Here is a 17,232-nt window from a genome sequence, read left to right on the forward strand (position 1 = left end):
TCAGACGGCCTTCCGTCCAAACAGGCGATGCAAGACGGAAAGGGCGCGGTCGATGTCCTGCATGGATACGTCCCGATGCGTCACAGCTCGGATGGTGTGGGGCCCAAAGGGAACCATGAGGACGCCTTCGGCTCGGAGCTGGGCCAGGACCCCTTCGGCAGTGCCCTGCCGGACGTCGAAGCGCACGATGTTGGTCTGCACGCGCGTCAGATCGATTTCAAAGGCTGGTAGTTCGGCGATGCCTTCGGCCAGGCGACGGGCTTTGGCGTGGTCTTCGGCCAGCAGCGGCCGGTGATGTTCCAGCGCATAGAGTCCGGCAGCGGCCAGGATGCCCACCTGGCGCATGCCGCCTCCCAGCAGTTTGCGAAAGCGGCGCGCTTCGGCTATGAGGTCCGCCGAGGCAGCTAGCACGGAGCCGACCGGTGCGCCCAGGCCTTTGGAGAGACAGACGCTTACCGTGTCAAAGGGCGTGGCCAGTTGGCGTTCGGGGACGTCCAGCGCGACGCTTGCATGCCAGAGTCGGGCGCCGTCCAGGTGGAGCGCCAGGCCATGACGACGGGCTGCTGTAGTGAGGGTGTCGATAACTGAGAGCGGGACGACCACGCCGCCAGCCCGATTGTGGGTGTTTTCCAGGCACACCAGACGGGAGCGAGGTTCCCAGTCGTGGCCGTGGCGAAGGGCTTGCGTTAGCGCTTCCGAGGAGAACCATCCGACCGCATCATCCAGCGGATGCAACTGGACGCCGGAGATCAACGCCGGTGCACCGGACTCGTAGTTGAAGATGTGGCTTTCGCGCCCCAGCAGCACCTCATCACCGGGACGCGTCAGCACCTTGATGGCAAGCTGATTGCCCATGACTCCGGAGGGCACAAACAGGGCGGCTTCCTTCCCCAGCAACTCGGCTACGCGTTCTTCCAGCCGGCGCACCGTAGGGTCTTCGCCAAAGACATCGTCTCCCACTTCCGCTTCATACATGGCGCGGCGCATGCCGGGTGAAGGGCGGGTAACGGTGTCGCTACGCAGATCGATCCACATGGTATGATTCGCAGGCGTTCAGCATGACCGCAGCAACCGAACAAAATAAACAGGCCGGCCGGACGCCTTGCGGGCTTTCGCAGAGCTCGTAGCGTAGCAAGCGGCGTTCGGCCGGCCTTAATTAACGGGAAATCTCCAGGATCTGCAACCTGACCTTACCCGCCGGTACCTTCACCTCGACCACGTCGCCTACCGAACGTCCCAGCAGCCCTTTTCCAATGGGACTGTTGACCGAAATCTTCCCTTCGTCCAGGTTGACTTCATGCGGAGAGACCAGCGTAAAGACCTGCTCGGCGCCTGTCTGTAAATTCTTGACGCGCACCTTAGAGAGAATATAGGCTTTGCTCGTATCGATTTTGTTTTCGTCCACGATACGGGCGTTGGCAATGGTCTGTTCAATCTGCGCAATGCGCGCTTCCAGGCGGCCCTGCGCTTCTTTGGCGGCATCGTATTCGGCATTTTCTGACAGATCGCCGTGCGCCCGTGCTTCTGCGATGGCGCGGGCAATGCGCGCCCGCTCCTTTGTTTTGAGCTCGTGCAGTTCTTCTTTGAGCTTCTGGAGCGCCTCTTTGGTCAGGTAAACCGGCTTCGGGTTCTGCATAGATCTACCAGATTTTTTCTATGCGCTATAGGCACAGAAAAAGAGAACGCCACGGCCTTTCGGCTGCGGCGATCCTGATCATAAGGATATTCCTAAACTTGTGTCTTTCCAACGCCTGTTGGCGCCGGGAGATCCGGCTACCAGCCGATTGTAGGCTTCGGGGAGGGAGCGTACAACGGTGCTGTTTCAGGGGGGAGTATCCGCCGAGCCATCCAGTAATGACGATGCCAGTAGGGATCATTGAGCGTGGAGATCGTAACGCCCTGCGAGCTGGAGGCGTGGACAAAGCGCCCGTCGCCCAGATAGATGCCCACGTGACGCTCCTTCCGGTTAAAGCGAAAAAATACAAGATCGCCGGCTTGCCATGCCTGTCGGGGAACGGGACGTCCTAGTTGCGCCTGTGCTTCGGTGGTGCGGGGTAAGGTCAGGCCAAAGGCTTCCTGATAAACCCGCAGGACCAGGCCAGAGCAATCAATGCCCCGGTGGTCGAGGCCACCCCATCGGTGCGGCGTGCCCTGCCAGCGGGCCACTGCGGCCATAAGGCGTTCGCGAAGGTCGGGAGGTGGAGGTGTTGGAGGAGGGGCCGCGGTGCGGCACCCCGCCAGCAGGAGTCCCCCCAGAAGAAACCACAGCCGATGGAACCGGAGGGCCATAGCTCGTATAACCTGCAGGGTAGTTGGTTGCATTGAAACGAACCTGGTTATGCGTGTATCCTGGCCTGCTGCGATCTGTGCGTTTGCGGCTGGCGTGATAGCCGGCCTGTTGTTGGCGCCTAGAGCCGGGCATGAAACCCGTCGCGAATTAGCAAGCAAAGCGCGTGCCCGGCTGCATGGGTTGGAGGAGCAACTGCACCGACTGGAGACCCATTTGCAGCATCTGGAGCAGCAGCTACAGGCGCTGGGTGAGCGGTTCCGAAAAGCCGGTGAGGAGGCTGGCTGGCACCTGGAAAAACAGGACATTGCGCGTGAGCTGCCGCGCATGCCTCACGGCTGAGGTTGGATCTCTTGCAGACGGTGCACGTTCGAGAGCGGTAGTGCTGTCAGCTTAATCAAAACCCGGAGCGGACCCATGCCCTATCCGGAGGAATTGGTGCAGCCCATGCGTGAAGAGCTCACGCGGCTGGGCGTTGAGGAGTTGCGGGATGCGGCAGCCGTTGATGCCGCCTTTGAAGCGGCTAAAGAGGGAACGCTATTGCTGGTCATTAACTCCGTGTGTGGTTGCGCGGCAGCCAACGCGCGTCCGGCCGTGGCGATGGCGCTGCAGGCTCCCGTTACAAAGCCAGATCGCTGGGTGACGGTATTTGCCGGGCAGGATCTGGAGGCGACGGCCCAGGCGCGGAAGTACCTGGCAGGCATTCCGCCCTCGTCGCCTTTTATTGCATTGTTCAAGCGCGGGGAGCCTGTCTACGTGCTGGAACGTCGCCATATTGAAGGCCGAAGTGCCAGTGCCATTGCGGCGGATCTGGTGCAGGCCTTCGAGAAATATTGCGGCACAGATGTCATGCCGGAGGAAGGGCCGGAGATGCCAGAGATTGACACGTACGGTGCCTCACCGCTACCGCCTACGTTCCGGTCGATTCTTTGATGCATCTGCTGGAATGCCGATGCCAGGCCGCCTCTAAGCAGGCGGCTTTTTTTGTGCGGATCTGTTACAACCTTTAATGGTCGGTGTCTTTATCAATAAGGTAATCCTGACGATTATCTGGGGAGGACGTATGCTGTCGCGCGTGTCTTTTCGTACATTATTTTTACTTTCTGGAGGGAAGCAGGAAGTGTCCGTTCCTTCCCCCTTGTATGAGGAGTTGTCTCCTATGAAAAAGGAAGCAGTATGTTCAGATGCGCAGCGGCGTGCGCAGGTGGAGCACGCCATTGTTGAGGCGGCCCGTTTGCTGGTGGGCCCGGATCCACTGGACATGCAGGCGTTGCTGCGTCTGCTGGGGGAGGCTACGGGGGCGGCTTCGGTCTACTTTGTGGGCGTGCCCCAATCGAGGGAGCAGGAAGAAGAGTATACCTATACGGTCTGGCATCGGCGCCGGCCTCGGGTGTCGAACTGGTGGCGGGAGCTGGAGACGCGTATCCGGCAGCATTTTCCCACCCCAACAGCGCAAGATGAAGTATTGCATCTGAGTGAAAATCTGCTGGTTGTGCCTGTCCTCTCTGCGGAGGAGCGGTTTTATGGGTATCTGGGGCTGGAGTTCTCGGACGGACTGCCGGAGGCGCGTCAGGAAGAAGCCCGGCTGTTGGAGGTGCTGGGTGGGCTGCTGGCCACGTACTTCGACCGGCAGGCAACGGAGACGGCCCGTCGAGAAAGCGAGGAGCGCTGGCGTCTGCTGGTGGAGCAGTTACCGGAGCCGATTTTGCTGGCAGCTCAGGATCGGTTGGTTTATCTCAATCCGGCTGGACGAAGGCTGCTGGGGGCTGAGGAAGAGGAGGACCTGACCGGGCGTTCGCTGCTGGACTTTTTCTCGGCCGATCAATATGAGGAGATAGCCCGGCAGCTTCGGCGGTTGGAGGCGGGGGCGTCGGTGGCGCCTTTTGAGTGCACGGTTATTCGTTTTGATGGCGAAGAGCGGGTTGTGGAGCTGACGGCCGCGCCGGTGGTTTTTGAAGGCCGGCCGGTAGTGCAGATGATTCTGCGCGATCTGACGGAGCGGCGACGCGCTGAAGAGCGCTACCGCTCGTTTGTCCGTACCATTACCGAAGGTATCTGGCGGATTGAGCTGCGCCAGCCCGTGGCCGTTACGACGCTGCCCGAATTGCAGGTGGAGCATCTCTATCGGTATGGTTATCTGGCGGAATGCAATGCGGTGATGGCACGCTGGCTGGGAGCCTCGGACCCGGAAGCGGTTGCCGGTCGGCCGTTGGAGACGCTTCGGCATTATTTTCGTCCGCGCTATCTGCGGGAGTTCGTGCAGCGAGGCTACGAGCTCCACGGCGAGGAGTACGCGTTGCCGGGTAAGCAGGGCATGCGCTACTATGTGGTTAATGCGGTAGGGACGGTAGAGCGGGACCGGCTGGTGCGCATCTGGGGCAGCGCCATTGAGGTGACCGAGCGGGTGGAACTAGAACGCCGCATGGTGCAGACCCTTGAGGCGCAGCAGCAGGCGATCGGACGCGACCTGCATGACGGGGTCGGCCAGTTGCTTACCAGCATCCGCATGCTCAGTGAGAACCTGGCGCATCGCCTGAAAGCCGAGCAGCATGAACTGACGGAGTTGGCGCAGAAGGTGGTGCGCTTTGCGCAGGAAGCGGCTGAGGGCGTGCGCGCAATCTATCGGGGGCTGACGCCGGCCCAGCTTTACACCGAGGACCTGACGCTGGCGCTAGAAGAGCTGGCCTATAATACCAATGCATTACCTGGCATTCGCTGTCGTTTTGAAACCGACGGACAGGTATGCATTGACGATCCGGAAGTCAAGCTGCACCTGTACCGTATCGCCCAGGAAGCGGTAAACAATGCCCTGAAGCATGCGCATGCGTCGGAGATTGTGCTGACGTTGCATCGTCGGGATGAGTTTGTCGAACTATGCGTGACGGATAATGGCTGTGGCATTGATCCGCAGCGCGCACGTGCCGATTCGCTGGGGTTAAAGACAATGTACTATCGCGCCCGCACGATTGGAGGGACCCTGCATATTCACTCCCAGCCGGGCGAAGGGACAACCATTTGCTGCCGCTGGCCTGTTGGAGGGGTTCCGGGAACAGTTTAGTTGAAAAATAGGGAGTGAATATTACACATTTTGTTGTATATTGCTGATTGAAGAAGCGATACAAAAACAGGGAGGTTGCGACGATGAGGCACAGGGACGTCCTTCTACGGGAAGGCCCAGGCGCGCAAAGCGACCGGATTCGCGTAGTCATTGTCGACGACCATCCGGCCATTCGGGAGGCACTTTCGGACACGATCAACAGTGCGATGGGAATGGAGGTGGTGGGGCAGGCAAGCACGGCTGCTGAAGCGTTTCGCCTTATTGAAAAGGAGCGGCCCACGGTGGCGGTGGTCGATATTTCGCTGGAAGATGCCCACGGGCTGGATCTTGTCCAGAATATCCGGGCTCAGTTTCCTGAGGTGCTGGTGGTTATCTTTTCGATGTACGACGAGAGCGTTTATGCGGAGCGCGCGATTCGCGCCGGTGCCGCAGGCTATCTCATGAAGAGTGAACCGACGCAGAGCGTTGTGGAGGCCATCCGTGCCGTTGTGCGGGGCGAAGTGTACCTGAGCCGACGCATGGCGTCTCGCATTCTGAGCAAGGTAGCTATGGGGCGGGCGCCGGGTCCTGGCTTTGCCATCGACGAGCTGACCGACCGAGAGATGGCGGTCTTTCAGATGCTGGGCCAGGGGTATACCATTGACGAGATTACGGAACGGTTGAATTTGAGCCGGAAGACGGTTGAGACCTATCGCCGCCGTGCCAAAGAAAAACTGGGATTTGACTCGGTGGCCGAACTATTGCAGTTTGCCGTGCAGTGGACGCACGCGCAGGGACGAGGCAGTAAACTGTGAAGAAAATTTTATGCATAGGTGTTCTGGCGCAACTTACGTTGCATATTGCGCGCATCCGAAAGGGACAACCTATGCCCCGTGGTGCTTAAGTCTCCGGCGCACCATGATGCGCTTAAACTACATACCACCTTCCGCTAAAGCTTAGAGTTAGACGGCAGCGCCTGCTATTAACTTCCCCTTGTCTCACCGAGAGACAGATCTGGGAGGCAGAGAGGCTCGGTAGAGGGTTACCCTTGTTGCAACAAGTATTGGGGTAGAGCATTTTGACCATTTGAAGCAGGCAGGCGCATGATGACATTAGAAGTGTTATTCCAGCGTTCCGATCCTGAGCTAAAAGACACGCCCCGTGTTCGGCGCACGCCTATTCGCATCTTTGTGGTAGATGATCATCCGGCCATTCAGGAAGCTCTTGCCGCAACCGTTGGGAGCGAATCGGATCTGGAGCTGGTGGGAAGCGCGCGCACAGCGGCGGAAGGGATGGAGCAGATTCGCAAGCTGCGGCCGGATGTGGTGGTAGTCGATATTTCGCTCGAAGATGCCCATGGTCTGGATCTGGTGCACCAGATCCGGTCTGAACTGCCCGAGACGCAGGTCGTGGTCTTTTCCATGTACGATGAGGTAGCCTATGCGGAGCGGGCGATCCGGGCCGGCGCTATGGGCTACGTAATGAAGAGTGAGTCGACGCAAAGTGTCGTGGAGGCCATTCGCACGGTAATGCAGGGGGAAGTGTACCTGAGCCACCGAATGGCCTCGCGTATTTTGAGCAAGGTGGTGCGCGGCCAGAGCGTGCAGCCCCATGTGCTGTCGCTGGACATGCTGACGGATCGGGAGATGGCCGTTTTTCAGTTGCTCGGGCAGGGATACTCTATTGAGGAGATTATGCAGCGGTTGAATTTGAGCCGGAAGACGGTCGAGACCTATCGCCGCCGCGCCAAAGAGAAACTGGGATTTTCATCGGTCAGCGAACTCCTGCAGTTTGCGGTGCAGTGGACGTACCGGCACACTCGTCAGGAATAGGTACGCTTTTGGCGCAAAAAAATTAGAAAACATGCGCCATTTCTACCTCTTCTAAAATCCGCTGGCGCACTTTTGTTGGGCCACTTGCCGCCGTTGGAGGCGCTGAAACCGGACGTCCGAAAAGCTTGCCAATAGGTATCTTTTCGTAGCCTGAAGGGTAAGAAGCAGGCCTTGCTTAAACGAATTGAGACAAAGGGGTATGCAGGTCACAGGCGTCCGGTTGAACGGCGCGCATTATGGTAAGGAAAACGGGGATGCGGGGTGCCGGGTAGCCCTGGTGCACGACTGGCTGCCCGTCTATGCCGGCGCCGAGCGGGTGCTGGAGCAGATGCTTCACCTGTTCCCCAACGCCGATCTGTTCAGTCTGATCGAATACTTACCGCCTGATCAGCGGGCCTTTTTGCAGGGGCGGTCGGTGCAAACGTCGTTCATTCAGCGGTTGCCCTTTGCTCGACGCGCCTACCGTTACTATTTGCCCCTGGCACCGCTGGCCATTGAGCAATTCGATCTGCGGGAATATGATCTGGTCATTTCGTCCAGCTATGTGGTGGCCAAAGGCGTGCTCACCACCGCGGATCAGCTCCATATCAGCTATGTGCATAGCCCGATTCGTTATGCCTGGGACCTGTACTTCCAGTACCTGAAGCAAGGGGGACTGGAGCGCGGGGTGCGTAGCTGGCTGGCGCGGATGATTCTGCACTACTTGCGGCTCTACGATGCCACAACCGCTACCCGACCAGATGTGCTGGTGGCCAACTCGCGTCATGTGGCCCGACGCATCTGGAAAATCTACCGGCGACGCGCCCGCGTCGTCTATCCCCCTGTTGACACGGCCTCGTTCCAGCCCGACGGAAACAAAGAGGACTACTATGTGACTGTTTCCCGGCTGGTGCCGTACAAGCGGGTGGATCTGATCGTGCAGGCGTTCGCCCGCATGCCGCAGCGCAAGCTCGTGGTCATTGGCGACGGGCCCGAGCGGGATCGGATTGCTCGGTTGGCTGCGCCAAACATCGAGTTGCTGGGCTATCAGCCGTTCGAGGTGATGCGCACCTACATGCAGCGAGCGCGTGCTTTTGTCTTTGCAGCCGAGGAAGACTTTGGCATTGTGCCGGTCGAAGCTATGGCGTGCGGTACGCCCGTGATTGCCTATGGCCGCGGCGGGGTGCGGGAGACAGTTGTTGAAGGGGAAACAGGGCTCTTCTTTTACGAACAGACCCCGGCGGCTCTGTGCGAGGCTGTTGAGCGCTTTGAACAGTTGGAGAAGACGTTGAGCGTGGAGCGCATTTGTCTGCAAGCCGAACGATTTTCGGTAGCCCGATTTCGGGAAGCGTTCGGTCGCCTGGTGGAACAGGCCTTTCGGCAGTTTTCGAAGCGTAAACAGAAAGCCAATCCTGAAATACCGGTATGAAGGAGCTGGTACTGACAGAGACGGGGGGAGACGGGCACAAAGGCATCTCGACAGTCCGGGTAGCGCCTGTGCGCAAGGCTACCTGGTCGCGTCCGGCACGCTACCGGCGTCTCTACCCGCGGCAGTTCCTGTCGGGACTGGCCCTGCTGGGGGCAGATTTGCTGATTTTGGGAGGCGTGACCCTGTTTCTGCAGGGATGGGGAGAGAAGGTGCTGGGGGATGTGTATCCCACGTTTGCGTTGGCTACGTGGGTAACAGCTGGCTTACTGGTGCTGGGGATTGGCATGCTGGGATGCTACAGCACGGTGGTCATGCATCCGGCTGCCGAGTTGCGGCGCCTGACAATCCTTACGGGATTGGTATATGCTTTGCCCGTAGGGAGCTTGCTGATTGCCGCGCCATTGCAGGCAGGGCATGCGACCTTACTGGGAGGAAGCTGGCTGGTGGCTGTCGTTACGGTGCCCATGGGGCATCTGTTTGCCCGGTTGCTGCTGGCTCGGACGGAATGGTGGGGCGTGCCGGTGCTGGTGATGGCGACGGGCGGCGCTGGAGAACTGGCGGTGCAAACGATGAGGCGCTGGCCTGAATTAGGATTGCGGCCTGTTGGCGTGCTGTCTGACCAGCATGTGGTTGGGGACAGGCTGGGGGACGTTCCCGTGGTGGGACGCATCCAGGATGCACCGCGGGCGGGCTCCGCTATGGCGTGCGCCATGCTATTGTGGCGCTCTCGGGCCAGAGCCACCGGGAGGTGCTGGACCTGCTGGAACGTTATAGCCGCTACTTCCGGCAGCTTTTTGTGCTGCCCGAAAATCCCGGCATGATTGCCTTCTGGAGCACGGCGCGCTCCTTTGAGGGATTGCTCGGCTATGGCGTGCAGCATTCCTACTGGAATCTGCGGGCGCGGGCGCTTAAGCGGGCCATGGACATCGTGGGCGCCTCCATACTGCTTTTGGCGCTGCTGCCGCTTTTTGCATTGGTGGCCCTGCTGATCAAGCTGGATTCGCCCGGACCCGTGTTTTATCGGCAGATGCGCATGGGGCGGGGCGGGCGCTGTTTCCCGCTGCTGAAGTTTCGCACCATGTATCAGGATGCAGAGCGCCGGCTGCAAGAATTGTTGCGTGAGCGCCCGGATCTGCGGGAAGAGTACGAGTTGTTCCATAAGCTGCGCAACGATCCGCGCGTAACCCGTGTGGGGCGCTACCTGCGGCGCTTTAGCATTGATGAGCTGCCTCAGCTCTGGAACGTATTGCGTGGCGATCTCAGTCTGGTCGGGCCCAGGGCCTACATGCCCGAGGAGCGTCTTCAGATGGATGGCATGGATCGCATCATTCTCCAGAAGCGGCCCGGGGTGACCGGCCTGTGGCAAGTATCAGGACGTAATGGGCTTACGTTTGAAGATCGCGTGCGAATGGATGTACATTATATTCATAACTGGACGCCCTGGCTGGATCTGTACATCCTGGCCCGTACGGTGCCGGTGGTGCTGACCGGCGAAGGGGCCTGTTAATCAGAGCTTGTTGACCAAGGAGTGTCCCAGGGGAAAGCTATGGCACACTATCGACATCACTCGCTGATCGTCGCCCGAGGCGGGCAACGAGGGGGATTGCCGCCTGCTTCCAGCGAAACGCGCGACGAAGGGCGCATCAACTTTGCTGAAATCTGGCATACGATCCGGCGTGGTAAATGGATTATTCTGCTGACCACGCTGGTCGTGGCCGGGGTCATTGGGGCCTATACGTACACGCTACCGCCGGTGTATGAGTCCAGCGCGATTGTTTTTGTGGACACGCGCGGCAGTGGCAATGCGCCGGTCAGCGTGGCGGCGTTTACGCCTATTGAGCGCAGGGCCCTTTCCAACGAACTGGGCATCCTGAAAAACTCGGCGGAGCTGGCCACGCGGGTAGCTAAGGCTATTGTGGCCACCGCAGAGACGGCGGGCGCAAAGGAGCGGTTTCCAATTCTGGCGCCTACCGAAGATGGTCGGGAGCCGAGCATCCGAGAGATTGCTTTTCGGCTGCGCGAGCGGGTACGCTTCCGGCCGCTTTCTGACCAGGACATGATCGTCATTACGGCCGAGAGTACGACGCCAGAGGAGGCGGCCGTGATCGCCAACCGCTACGCGGAAGAGTATGAGAAGTATAGCCGGGAGCGCAGCCGTGAAAGTCTGGCGGCCGCGCGGGAGTTTGTCGAAAAGCAGGTTGAGCAGCGCCGTCAGGAGCTGGAAGCGCTGGAGCGCCAGTGGGAAGCGTTTGCGCGTTCGCGCCAGGTGGTGCGTCTGGGCCCCCAGGGGGAACGTCTGGTCGCTGAAGTCGCGCAGCTTGAAGCGCAGCGGGATGCTGCTCGTTTCCAGTTGGAGCAGGAAAAGTCTGCGTTGCAATTCATCGAGCAGGAACTGCAGAAGCTGGAACCTGGCCTGGTCAACGAGCTGGTCAAAAGCCGACAGGTTGCCACGCTGGAGGCGCAGATTGATGCGCTTTCGAAAAAGATTGCTGAGCTGAAAGTGCAGGCGGAGCAGTACTACGTGTTCAATCCGAAATTGCGCGGTAATGAAGAGAAGCTGGGAGACCAGCAGTTGGTCGAGATTGTTCGGCAGATTGATCACTTTGAAAAGCAACGGGAAGCGCTGCAGGCGCAGTTGGTCCAGGAGATGCTGGGACGCAGCGGCCAGACGCCTGCCACAGAGCCTTTGAGCTATGTGGAGCAGCTTCGCGCCCGGCGGATCGAAAAACAACTGGCGATTCAGGAGCTTGAACGCCAGATTGAAGCGTTCAACCAGGAGCTGGCCAAGTATGAAGATCAGCTTGCCCGTCTGCCGCGTCAGCAGATCGAGCTGGAGCAGCTGGAGCGGCGCCGCGCAATGGCCGAGCAGTGGTACACAACGTTTGTGCAGGAGCTCCAGCGCATCATGATTGCTGAGCAATCTGAGCTGGGCTATGTAAAGATCGTCAGCAGCGCGTTTGTCCCGACCGTGCCGGTTCGTCCAAACCGGGCGCAGAACATTGTGCTGGGGATTCTGATTGGTCTGGGACTGGGACTGGGACTGGCCTTCTTGAAACAGGCGATGCATACCCAGCTCGACGATCCCGAGCAGGTGCGGGAGCATGGCTATACGCTGCTGGGCGTGGTCCCTGCGATGGAGCCCTATATTCGGAAGCATTTTCGGGGGCGGAAAGTTGTCGAGGTCGATAATCGACCGCGCAGCACTACGCTCATTACGCTGCTAGATCCCTGGTCGCCCATTGCCGAAAACTTCCGACTGATTCGGACTAATCTGCAACACACGCAGGCCAACAAAGGCCGTGCGACGACGTGGCTGGTAACCAGCCCGGAGATGGGCGACGGCAAGACGGTAGTAGCAGCCAATCTGGCGGTAGCGAGTGCGCACGGAGGGCAGCGTACGTTGCTGATAGATGCGGACCTGCGGCGCCCACGGGCACACGAATTGCTCGGACTGGCCGATCAGCCAGGCCTGGCTGAGCTGTTGCTGGGCAAAATGCGGCCGGATCCTGAAAGCTGGGCTACGGATATCCCCAACCTGTATTTCTTGCCGGCTGGCGTAGTTGACCAGCCACCACCTGAGTTGCTGGGGTCGCCGCGCATGGCGCAGTTGGTGGAGTTTTTGCGCAAGCACTTTGACGTCATCGTGCTGGACTCTCCGCCGGTGCTGGCGGTTACTGACTCGGTGCTGCTGGCGCAACTGGCTGAGGCAACGCTGATGGTGGTCTCGGCAGGGCGCACTGATATTAAAGCGCTGGATATTGCGCGGCAGACGCTCGAGTCGGTTAATGTGTCGATTGCAGGTGTGGTGTTCAACCGCTACCGGGCTGATAAACGCAAAGGTTATGCTTATGGGTATGGCTATGGCCGCCGATACCATAAGAGCTACGGCTACTATGCCCGGGAAGCGGCGACCGGCTAAAGGGGGCGCAGGAGCGGGCAGATCGTTCGGCGTTCCGTCATGCAATGAGAGCCACAGGACCGATGCGCCATAAAACAGGATGGGGGTGGTTACTGCTGAGCTGGGGAATTCTTGGAGTCGCTCAGGCCCAGCCAGTGGGCGGACTGGGCGGGACTTCGTTTGAGTTTGAGTTTTACCGGCCCGGGCGGCCCACCATGATTGTGTACATCTGGGGAGCGGTGGGGCAGCCCGGGATCTGGCGGGTGGAACGGGGGGTAGATCTGATTCCGTTGTTGTCTGCCGCAAAGGTCCCGGGAGTGGGCAGCACGCCTGAAGGCGTCCGCCAGCAATATCTGGTACGCATCTTTCGCGAAGTGGAAGGGGAACGCCGGGAGATTTACCGTGAGCGGCTGGAACGGCTGGTCAGTGGCGGGGCTCGACCCTATCCGCCGCTTCAGGAAGGGGATATTCTCGTAGTTGAGATGCGCCAGCGCAGACGCTTTGGCTGGCGCACAGCTTTTGAAATCACGCGCACCATTGCCCAGATGCTGACGCTCTACCTACTGATTCGACGAGAATTTCGATGATAAAGCAGGTGACGAACGGGCTGCGTCGCCATCTCTGGCGTCAGGAAGAGGGCATGCGCCTGATTTTACAGCAACTCTGGGCGCACCGGCGGCTATTTGTTTTGACGGTAGTGCTGACCGGTCTGGGCGCTGCTTTTGAAGGCGTTGGGCTGGGGTTGCTGGTGCCTTTTCTGGATAGTCTGATGAATCCGGAGGCCAAGGGATTCGCTACGGGATGGGCCTGGATTGATCAGCATCTGCTGCGCGTCGATGCGCCGGTCATGACGCGCCTGTACTGGTTCTCCGGATTGATTCTGCTGGCCATTCTGCTGCGGGGGGGATTGGGCTATGCGGCCCAGCAGTTTAGCATCCGCCTGCAGGAGGCCATTTTGCACCGGCTGCGTTGCCAGATTGTTGACCAGTTGCAGGCTGTTTCGCTGAAGTTCTATGCGCATCGGCGGGCCGGTGATCTGCTGAATGTGCTTACGGCCGAGATCCAGCGGTTGCGCTTTCTGTTTGGCACCTCTAGCGCGATCCTGATCAACGGATTCCTGCTCGTGGTGTACGGCACGGCGATCTTTGCGCTTTCGTGGTCGCTGGCCCTGGTGGCGATCGGGATGACGGCCGGGTTATTTGTGGTCGTGCGCGCGTTGGTTGAGCGTTTGAAACGGGAAGGAAACGCGATTACGCGCACTAATAGCTGGATTGCCTCGCGGGCGCAGGAGCTCATTGCCGGTATCCGCACAGTGCTGACGCACGGCGCGCAGGCGTTCGAATCGGCGCGCTTCAGGCGGGTCAGTCAGGAAGCTGCCGATGTTGTCGTACAGATCAGTCGCAAGCAGGCGCTTATTGGACCCCTTTCGCAGGCGGTTGCTTCGATTGCGCTCATCGGGTTGATCATTGTGGCCGTGCAATATTTCGTGCTGCCAGGTCGCATCAGCATGGCCGTGCTCATTACGTTTCTGTTTGCCTTTTTCCGCATGCTCCCCCTTGTTCAGAACATCAACAACCTGCGCGCTATGTGGGCCAAGCAGCGGGGGGCTGTGCAGGCTGTCGCTGATATTCTGCGGCGGGACGATAAGCCGTATCTGCCCGATGGAACCATCCCGTTTGAGGGGCTGCGCGAGGCCATTGAGTTGCGCCACGTCAGCTTTGGGTATGAACCGGGCCAGCGGGTGCTGCACGACATCAATCTGACCATTCGCAGAGGACAGACCGTGGCATTTGTGGGGGCTTCGGGCGCGGGCAAGAGCACGCTGGCTGATCTGATCGTACGACTCTACGACCCGGACGAAGGACAGATTCTCTATGATGGGGTTGACCTGCGCCAGTACCGGATCGACACCATTCGACGCCGGGTAGCGGTGGTCAGCCAGGACACTTTCCTGTTTCACGACACGATCCGGGCCAACATTGCCTATGGGTTAGAGGATGTATCTGAGGAGCGCATTCGGTGGGCGGCGGCTCAGGCCAATGCATTGGAGTTCATTGAACAGTTGCCAGAAGGATTCGATACGGTAGTGGGGGATCGGGGGACCAGGCTATCCGGGGGGCAGCGTCAGCGGATCGCGATTGCGCGGGCATTGTTGCGCGACCCGGATATTCTGGTGCTTGATGAGGCCACCAGCGCGCTGGACAGTGTGTCGGAGCGGCTGGTGCAGGAGGCGCTTGAGCGTTTGATGGCGGGGCGTACGGTTATTGTTATTGCCCACCGGCTTTCAACCATTGAAAATGTGGATCTTGTGGTTGTCTTGGAAGCTGGCCGTATTGTAGAGCAGGGAACGTATGACGAACTGATTGAGCGCAAAGGGTATTTGTGGACTTATTATCGATTGCAACATCAGCTTGTTTGAGTCCATGACTGTAAAATAAGCATGAACATCCAGGCTCCGAAGGGTTCATTTAGTTATCGTGCAGTGCGGCGCTTACTGGGAGAATTGGGAATGATAAGAGTATGGGAGCAACTTTCGTCTTTTTATTTGTGGAATGCATTTCCTCTCGATGGAAAAGAAAATCGTTTGTTTCAGGTGGTAGGAGTGCCTAGATCTGGGACAACATTATTGTGTTCCATGTTGAATTCGCATTCCAAAATTATCTGTTTGAGTGAACCTTACCATCAATGGAAGTATGATGGTTTTGTTTATACAGATGAAATTTGCGAATTAGTTCATTCTAATACATGGAAAAGACATCCAGCAATTTTGCTAAAATTTCTTTTGAGAAATGTTAATGATAAACTGATAGGCTTTAAGGAAATATATTATAGTAAATATAATGGGCATTACAGTAATCATTTCTTCTTCAAAAGAAACTATCAAAAAGGTGTAGTGACTATAGCGATTATTAGAGATCCCAGAGAAGTCTGGAAATCATTAGTTCTTAAGCACCCTGAAAAAAGAGGAAGAGTTACTAGAAGATTTGTAGAATCATGGAATGATTTGGTTTGCTGGATACTTGAAAATAACATTTTTTGGGTAAGGTATGAAGATCTGGTTGACAATCCTGAGAATGAATTGTGTAAAGTGTGTGATTTTCTGGGCGTTGATTTCGAGGAAGATATGTTTATCCTTAAAGAAAGAAAAGCACGAGGTGACTTAAATGCATTAAAAGGAGGGAATATTATTGAAGGCAGAAATAAGGAATATAAAAAGGTATTATCTTTGCGCGAGATTAATTATATAGAGTTTAAGTGTGATCGTTTTATGAAGCTTACTGGGTACAAATAGATATGTAATCGTGTAGAAGTTTATATATTAGGTTGTGCTTGTTTGATAAGGTTGTGAGTTAGTTTGTGTATAACTAGTATTGAGAAGCAGAAAGGTAACTGTGCTATTGAGGCCGAGCTAATTGTCTGGCGTGGATGTTTCTCGGATTATTATTGCATGTAAACTGGAAGATAGAGTGAGCATGCGAACGAAAATTCAGGCTATCTTCTTTCTGCGACATAAGTGTGCCTCCATGTGGCTCAGCGCGATTGCAGAACGCGCCTGTGCTATGTTGGGGATACCTTATGTTTATTTTTATAAAAGCACACGATGGGGGTGGAATTTTGCCGACTTTTACCAGAAAACAGATCATCCTGTCCTTGGTTGTGCCAATCCAGAGATTGACGAAGTACGACAACTTCAGAACTTCCGAGGGGTGCATGTAGTGCGCGATCCGCGCGATCTTATTGTATCGGCTTATTTTTCGCATCGTTACAGCCACTGGTTCAAGCCTGGAACGGAAGAATATGCCCATCAAGAACGCCTCCGTCGCGTACCCAAGGAAGAGGGGATACGGTTAGAGATTGAATTCAGCGAGCGATATCTCCGGCCTATTGCCGACTGGGACTTCTCGATGCCTCATGTGCTGGAGCTGAAGTTCGAAGAAGTAACGGCCCGGCCTTACGAGTCGATATTGCAGATTTTTGCCTTTCTGGGGTTGCTGGATGAAGATGATTGGACCTGGTGGCGCCAACTTATTGATACGCCTCGCTTTGTGTGGAACAGAGTGGCGCGGCGGTGGGGAGGATGGGGACGCTGGCCGCGCCGCACGATTCCAGCCGAAAAACTGCTCGGGATTGTCTACGAGTTGCAATTTGAGCGTCTGGCCCGTCGCTCCAGAGGGCAGGAAGATCCAAAAAGTCATTATCGGAAAGGGCAGCCGGGTGACTGGCGAAACCACTTTACTGAAGAACATGTGGCGCTCTTCAAGGAGCGGTATCCGGGCCTGTTGGTAAAGCTGGGCTATGAGCCAGATGACAACTGGAGTCTTACAGCGCGAGCTGTTCCCAGCGAATGTACGGGGTGACACGTATGCTGTACGTTTACTTTGGCCATCATAAGTGTGCGTCCACCTGGATTCATGGAATTATTGGCCAGGTATGCCGGGAGGCCGGATTGCGCAAGCGGCTGGTGGTTGATCCGCTTACGCCGCATGCGCACGGGCCGTTGACCGACTACCTGCGCTGGGACATCCGGCGTGAGGAGCTGGGGACTTACCTGACGCGCGAGGGGGTTGATTTTGCCTGCTGCATTACGGCCGACCAGGCTCATGTGGACGGGTTGCAGGGTGTTTCGTTTCGGGGATTTCATGTGATTCGGGATCCGCGGGACATCATTGTGTCGGCGTATTTTTCGCATCGCAACAGTCATCCGACGGAGGGGTTGCCGCACCTGGCTGAGCATCGACGGCGGTTGCAGCAGGTGTCGAAGGAGGAAGG

16 protein-coding genes and 1 pseudogene are annotated in these 17,232 nt (G+C 57.6%); 14 read left to right on the forward strand and 3 right to left on the reverse strand.

Features of this window, described 5'->3' with window-relative positions; translation table 11 throughout:
- The 3 genes from BUA15_RS12860 to BUA15_RS12870 all read right to left on the reverse strand — a co-directional run bounded on the left by BUA15_RS12860 (window position 1) and on the right by BUA15_RS12870 (window position 2,289).
- On the reverse strand, window positions 1-1,035 hold the full coding sequence (locus BUA15_RS12860; RefSeq protein WP_072716402.1) for a threonine aldolase family protein: 1,035 nt from the start codon (window positions 1,033-1,035) through the stop codon (window positions 1-3).
- Between the two features lie 121 nt (window positions 1,036-1,156).
- Entirely contained in the window at window positions 1,157-1,636 is a 480-nt protein-coding gene (gene greA / locus BUA15_RS12865) for a transcription elongation factor GreA (protein ID WP_072716403.1), read from the reverse strand.
- A 137-nt stretch (window positions 1,637-1,773) separates the two neighbouring features.
- Window positions 1,774-2,289 carry a C40 family peptidase gene (locus tag BUA15_RS12870; RefSeq protein WP_072716404.1) on the reverse strand — a complete coding sequence of 172 codons (516 nt, stop codon included), beginning with the start codon at window positions 2,287-2,289 and terminating at the stop codon, window positions 1,774-1,776.
- A 49-nt stretch (window positions 2,290-2,338) separates the two neighbouring features.
- Between BUA15_RS12870 and BUA15_RS12875 the strand changes: the two genes are divergently transcribed.
- The 14 genes and pseudogenes from BUA15_RS12875 to BUA15_RS12935 all read left to right on the forward strand — a co-directional run.
- On the forward strand, window positions 2,339-2,629 hold the full coding sequence (locus BUA15_RS12875) for a YtxH domain-containing protein (protein ID WP_072716405.1): 291 nt from the start codon (window positions 2,339-2,341) through the stop codon (window positions 2,627-2,629).
- A 75-nt stretch (window positions 2,630-2,704) separates the two neighbouring features.
- The gene (locus BUA15_RS12880) at window positions 2,705-3,220 is read left to right on the forward strand and encodes a BrxA/BrxB family bacilliredoxin (protein ID WP_072716406.1); all 516 of its coding nucleotides are present in this window, start codon (window positions 2,705-2,707) and stop codon (window positions 3,218-3,220) included.
- A gap of 226 nt (window positions 3,221-3,446) precedes the next feature.
- Entirely contained in the window at window positions 3,447-5,345 is a 1,899-nt protein-coding gene (locus tag BUA15_RS12885; protein WP_245772048.1) for a PAS domain-containing sensor histidine kinase, read from the forward strand.
- A gap of 83 nt (window positions 5,346-5,428) precedes the next feature.
- The gene (locus BUA15_RS12890; RefSeq protein WP_072716407.1) at window positions 5,429-6,139 is read left to right on the forward strand and encodes a response regulator transcription factor; all 711 of its coding nucleotides are present in this window, start codon (window positions 5,429-5,431) and stop codon (window positions 6,137-6,139) included.
- A gap of 288 nt (window positions 6,140-6,427) precedes the next feature.
- The gene (locus tag BUA15_RS12895) at window positions 6,428-7,156 is read left to right on the forward strand and encodes a response regulator transcription factor (protein WP_084660603.1); all 729 of its coding nucleotides are present in this window, start codon (window positions 6,428-6,430) and stop codon (window positions 7,154-7,156) included.
- Window positions 7,157-7,355: 199 nt separating this feature from the next.
- On the forward strand, window positions 7,356-8,564 hold the full coding sequence (locus BUA15_RS12900; RefSeq protein ID WP_072716408.1) for a glycosyltransferase family 4 protein: 1,209 nt from the start codon (window positions 7,356-7,358) through the stop codon (window positions 8,562-8,564).
- The gene (locus tag BUA15_RS13885; protein WP_245772049.1) at window positions 8,561-9,385 is read left to right on the forward strand and encodes a nucleoside-diphosphate sugar epimerase/dehydratase; all 825 of its coding nucleotides are present in this window, start codon (window positions 8,561-8,563) and stop codon (window positions 9,383-9,385) included. Before BUA15_RS12900 ends, BUA15_RS13885 begins: the two co-directional genes overlap by 4 nt.
- Complete coding sequence (locus tag BUA15_RS13890) at window positions 9,268-10,071, forward strand: exopolysaccharide biosynthesis polyprenyl glycosylphosphotransferase (protein ID WP_245772050.1); 804 nt, start codon at window positions 9,268-9,270, stop codon at window positions 10,069-10,071. The genes BUA15_RS13885 and BUA15_RS13890 overlap by 118 nt, the downstream gene beginning before the upstream one ends.
- Before the next feature lie 39 nt (window positions 10,072-10,110).
- Window positions 10,111-12,483 (forward strand): GumC family protein, encoded by a 2,373-nt coding sequence (locus BUA15_RS12910; protein ID WP_072716409.1) that lies wholly within the window; start codon window positions 10,111-10,113, stop codon window positions 12,481-12,483.
- Window positions 12,484-12,545: 62 nt separating this feature from the next.
- The gene (locus tag BUA15_RS12915) at window positions 12,546-13,049 is read left to right on the forward strand and encodes a polysaccharide biosynthesis/export family protein (RefSeq protein ID WP_072716410.1); all 504 of its coding nucleotides are present in this window, start codon (window positions 12,546-12,548) and stop codon (window positions 13,047-13,049) included.
- Window positions 13,046-14,881: a heterocyst formation ABC transporter subunit HepA gene (gene hepA, locus BUA15_RS12920; protein ID WP_072716411.1), complete on the forward strand. Its 1,836-nt coding sequence runs from the start codon at window positions 13,046-13,048 to the stop codon at window positions 14,879-14,881. Before BUA15_RS12915 ends, hepA begins: the two co-directional genes overlap by 4 nt.
- A gap of 21 nt (window positions 14,882-14,902) precedes the next feature.
- Window positions 14,903-15,754, forward strand: a complete 852-nt coding sequence (locus BUA15_RS12925; RefSeq protein WP_072716412.1) for a sulfotransferase family protein — start codon at window positions 14,903-14,905, stop codon at window positions 15,752-15,754.
- 181 nt (window positions 15,755-15,935) lie between these two features.
- The gene (locus BUA15_RS12930) at window positions 15,936-16,820 is read left to right on the forward strand and encodes a sulfotransferase domain-containing protein (RefSeq protein ID WP_072716413.1); all 885 of its coding nucleotides are present in this window, start codon (window positions 15,936-15,938) and stop codon (window positions 16,818-16,820) included.
- A gap of 5 nt (window positions 16,821-16,825) precedes the next feature.
- Window positions 16,826-17,232 (forward strand): annotated as a pseudogene (locus BUA15_RS12935) (sulfotransferase); the annotation flags it as partial.

Origin of the sequence: Rhodothermus profundi, from assembly GCF_900142415.1 — a bacterium.
GTDB classification, from domain to species: domain Bacteria; phylum Bacteroidota; class Rhodothermia; order Rhodothermales; family Rhodothermaceae; genus Rhodothermus; species Rhodothermus profundi.

Coding starts and splice junctions, on each gene's coding strand:
- BUA15_RS12860 (WP_072716402.1), bottom strand. CDS start 1,035: ATGTGGATCGATCTGCGTAGCGACACCGTTACCCGCCCTTCACCCGGC.
- greA (WP_072716403.1), bottom strand. CDS start 1,636: ATGCAGAACCCGAAGCCGGTTTACCTGACCAAAGAGGCGCTCCAGAAG.
- BUA15_RS12870 (WP_072716404.1), bottom strand. CDS start 2,289: ATGGCCCTCCGGTTCCATCGGCTGTGGTTTCTTCTGGGGGGACTCCTG.
- BUA15_RS12875 (WP_072716405.1), top strand. CDS start 2,339: ATGCGTGTATCCTGGCCTGCTGCGATCTGTGCGTTTGCGGCTGGCGTG.
- BUA15_RS12880 (WP_072716406.1), top strand. CDS start 2,705: ATGCCCTATCCGGAGGAATTGGTGCAGCCCATGCGTGAAGAGCTCACG.
- BUA15_RS12885 (WP_245772048.1), top strand. CDS start 3,447: ATGAAAAAGGAAGCAGTATGTTCAGATGCGCAGCGGCGTGCGCAGGTG.
- BUA15_RS12890 (WP_072716407.1), top strand. CDS start 5,429: ATGAGGCACAGGGACGTCCTTCTACGGGAAGGCCCAGGCGCGCAAAGC.
- BUA15_RS12895 (WP_084660603.1), top strand. CDS start 6,428: ATGATGACATTAGAAGTGTTATTCCAGCGTTCCGATCCTGAGCTAAAA.
- BUA15_RS12900 (WP_072716408.1), top strand. CDS start 7,356: ATGCAGGTCACAGGCGTCCGGTTGAACGGCGCGCATTATGGTAAGGAA.
- BUA15_RS13885 (WP_245772049.1), top strand. CDS start 8,561: ATGAAGGAGCTGGTACTGACAGAGACGGGGGGAGACGGGCACAAAGGC.
- BUA15_RS12910 (WP_072716409.1), top strand. CDS start 10,111: ATGGCACACTATCGACATCACTCGCTGATCGTCGCCCGAGGCGGGCAA.
- BUA15_RS12915 (WP_072716410.1), top strand. CDS start 12,546: ATGCGCCATAAAACAGGATGGGGGTGGTTACTGCTGAGCTGGGGAATT.
- hepA (WP_072716411.1), top strand. CDS start 13,046: ATGATAAAGCAGGTGACGAACGGGCTGCGTCGCCATCTCTGGCGTCAG.
- BUA15_RS12925 (WP_072716412.1), top strand. CDS start 14,903: ATGAACATCCAGGCTCCGAAGGGTTCATTTAGTTATCGTGCAGTGCGG.
- BUA15_RS12930 (WP_072716413.1), top strand. CDS start 15,936: ATGCGAACGAAAATTCAGGCTATCTTCTTTCTGCGACATAAGTGTGCC.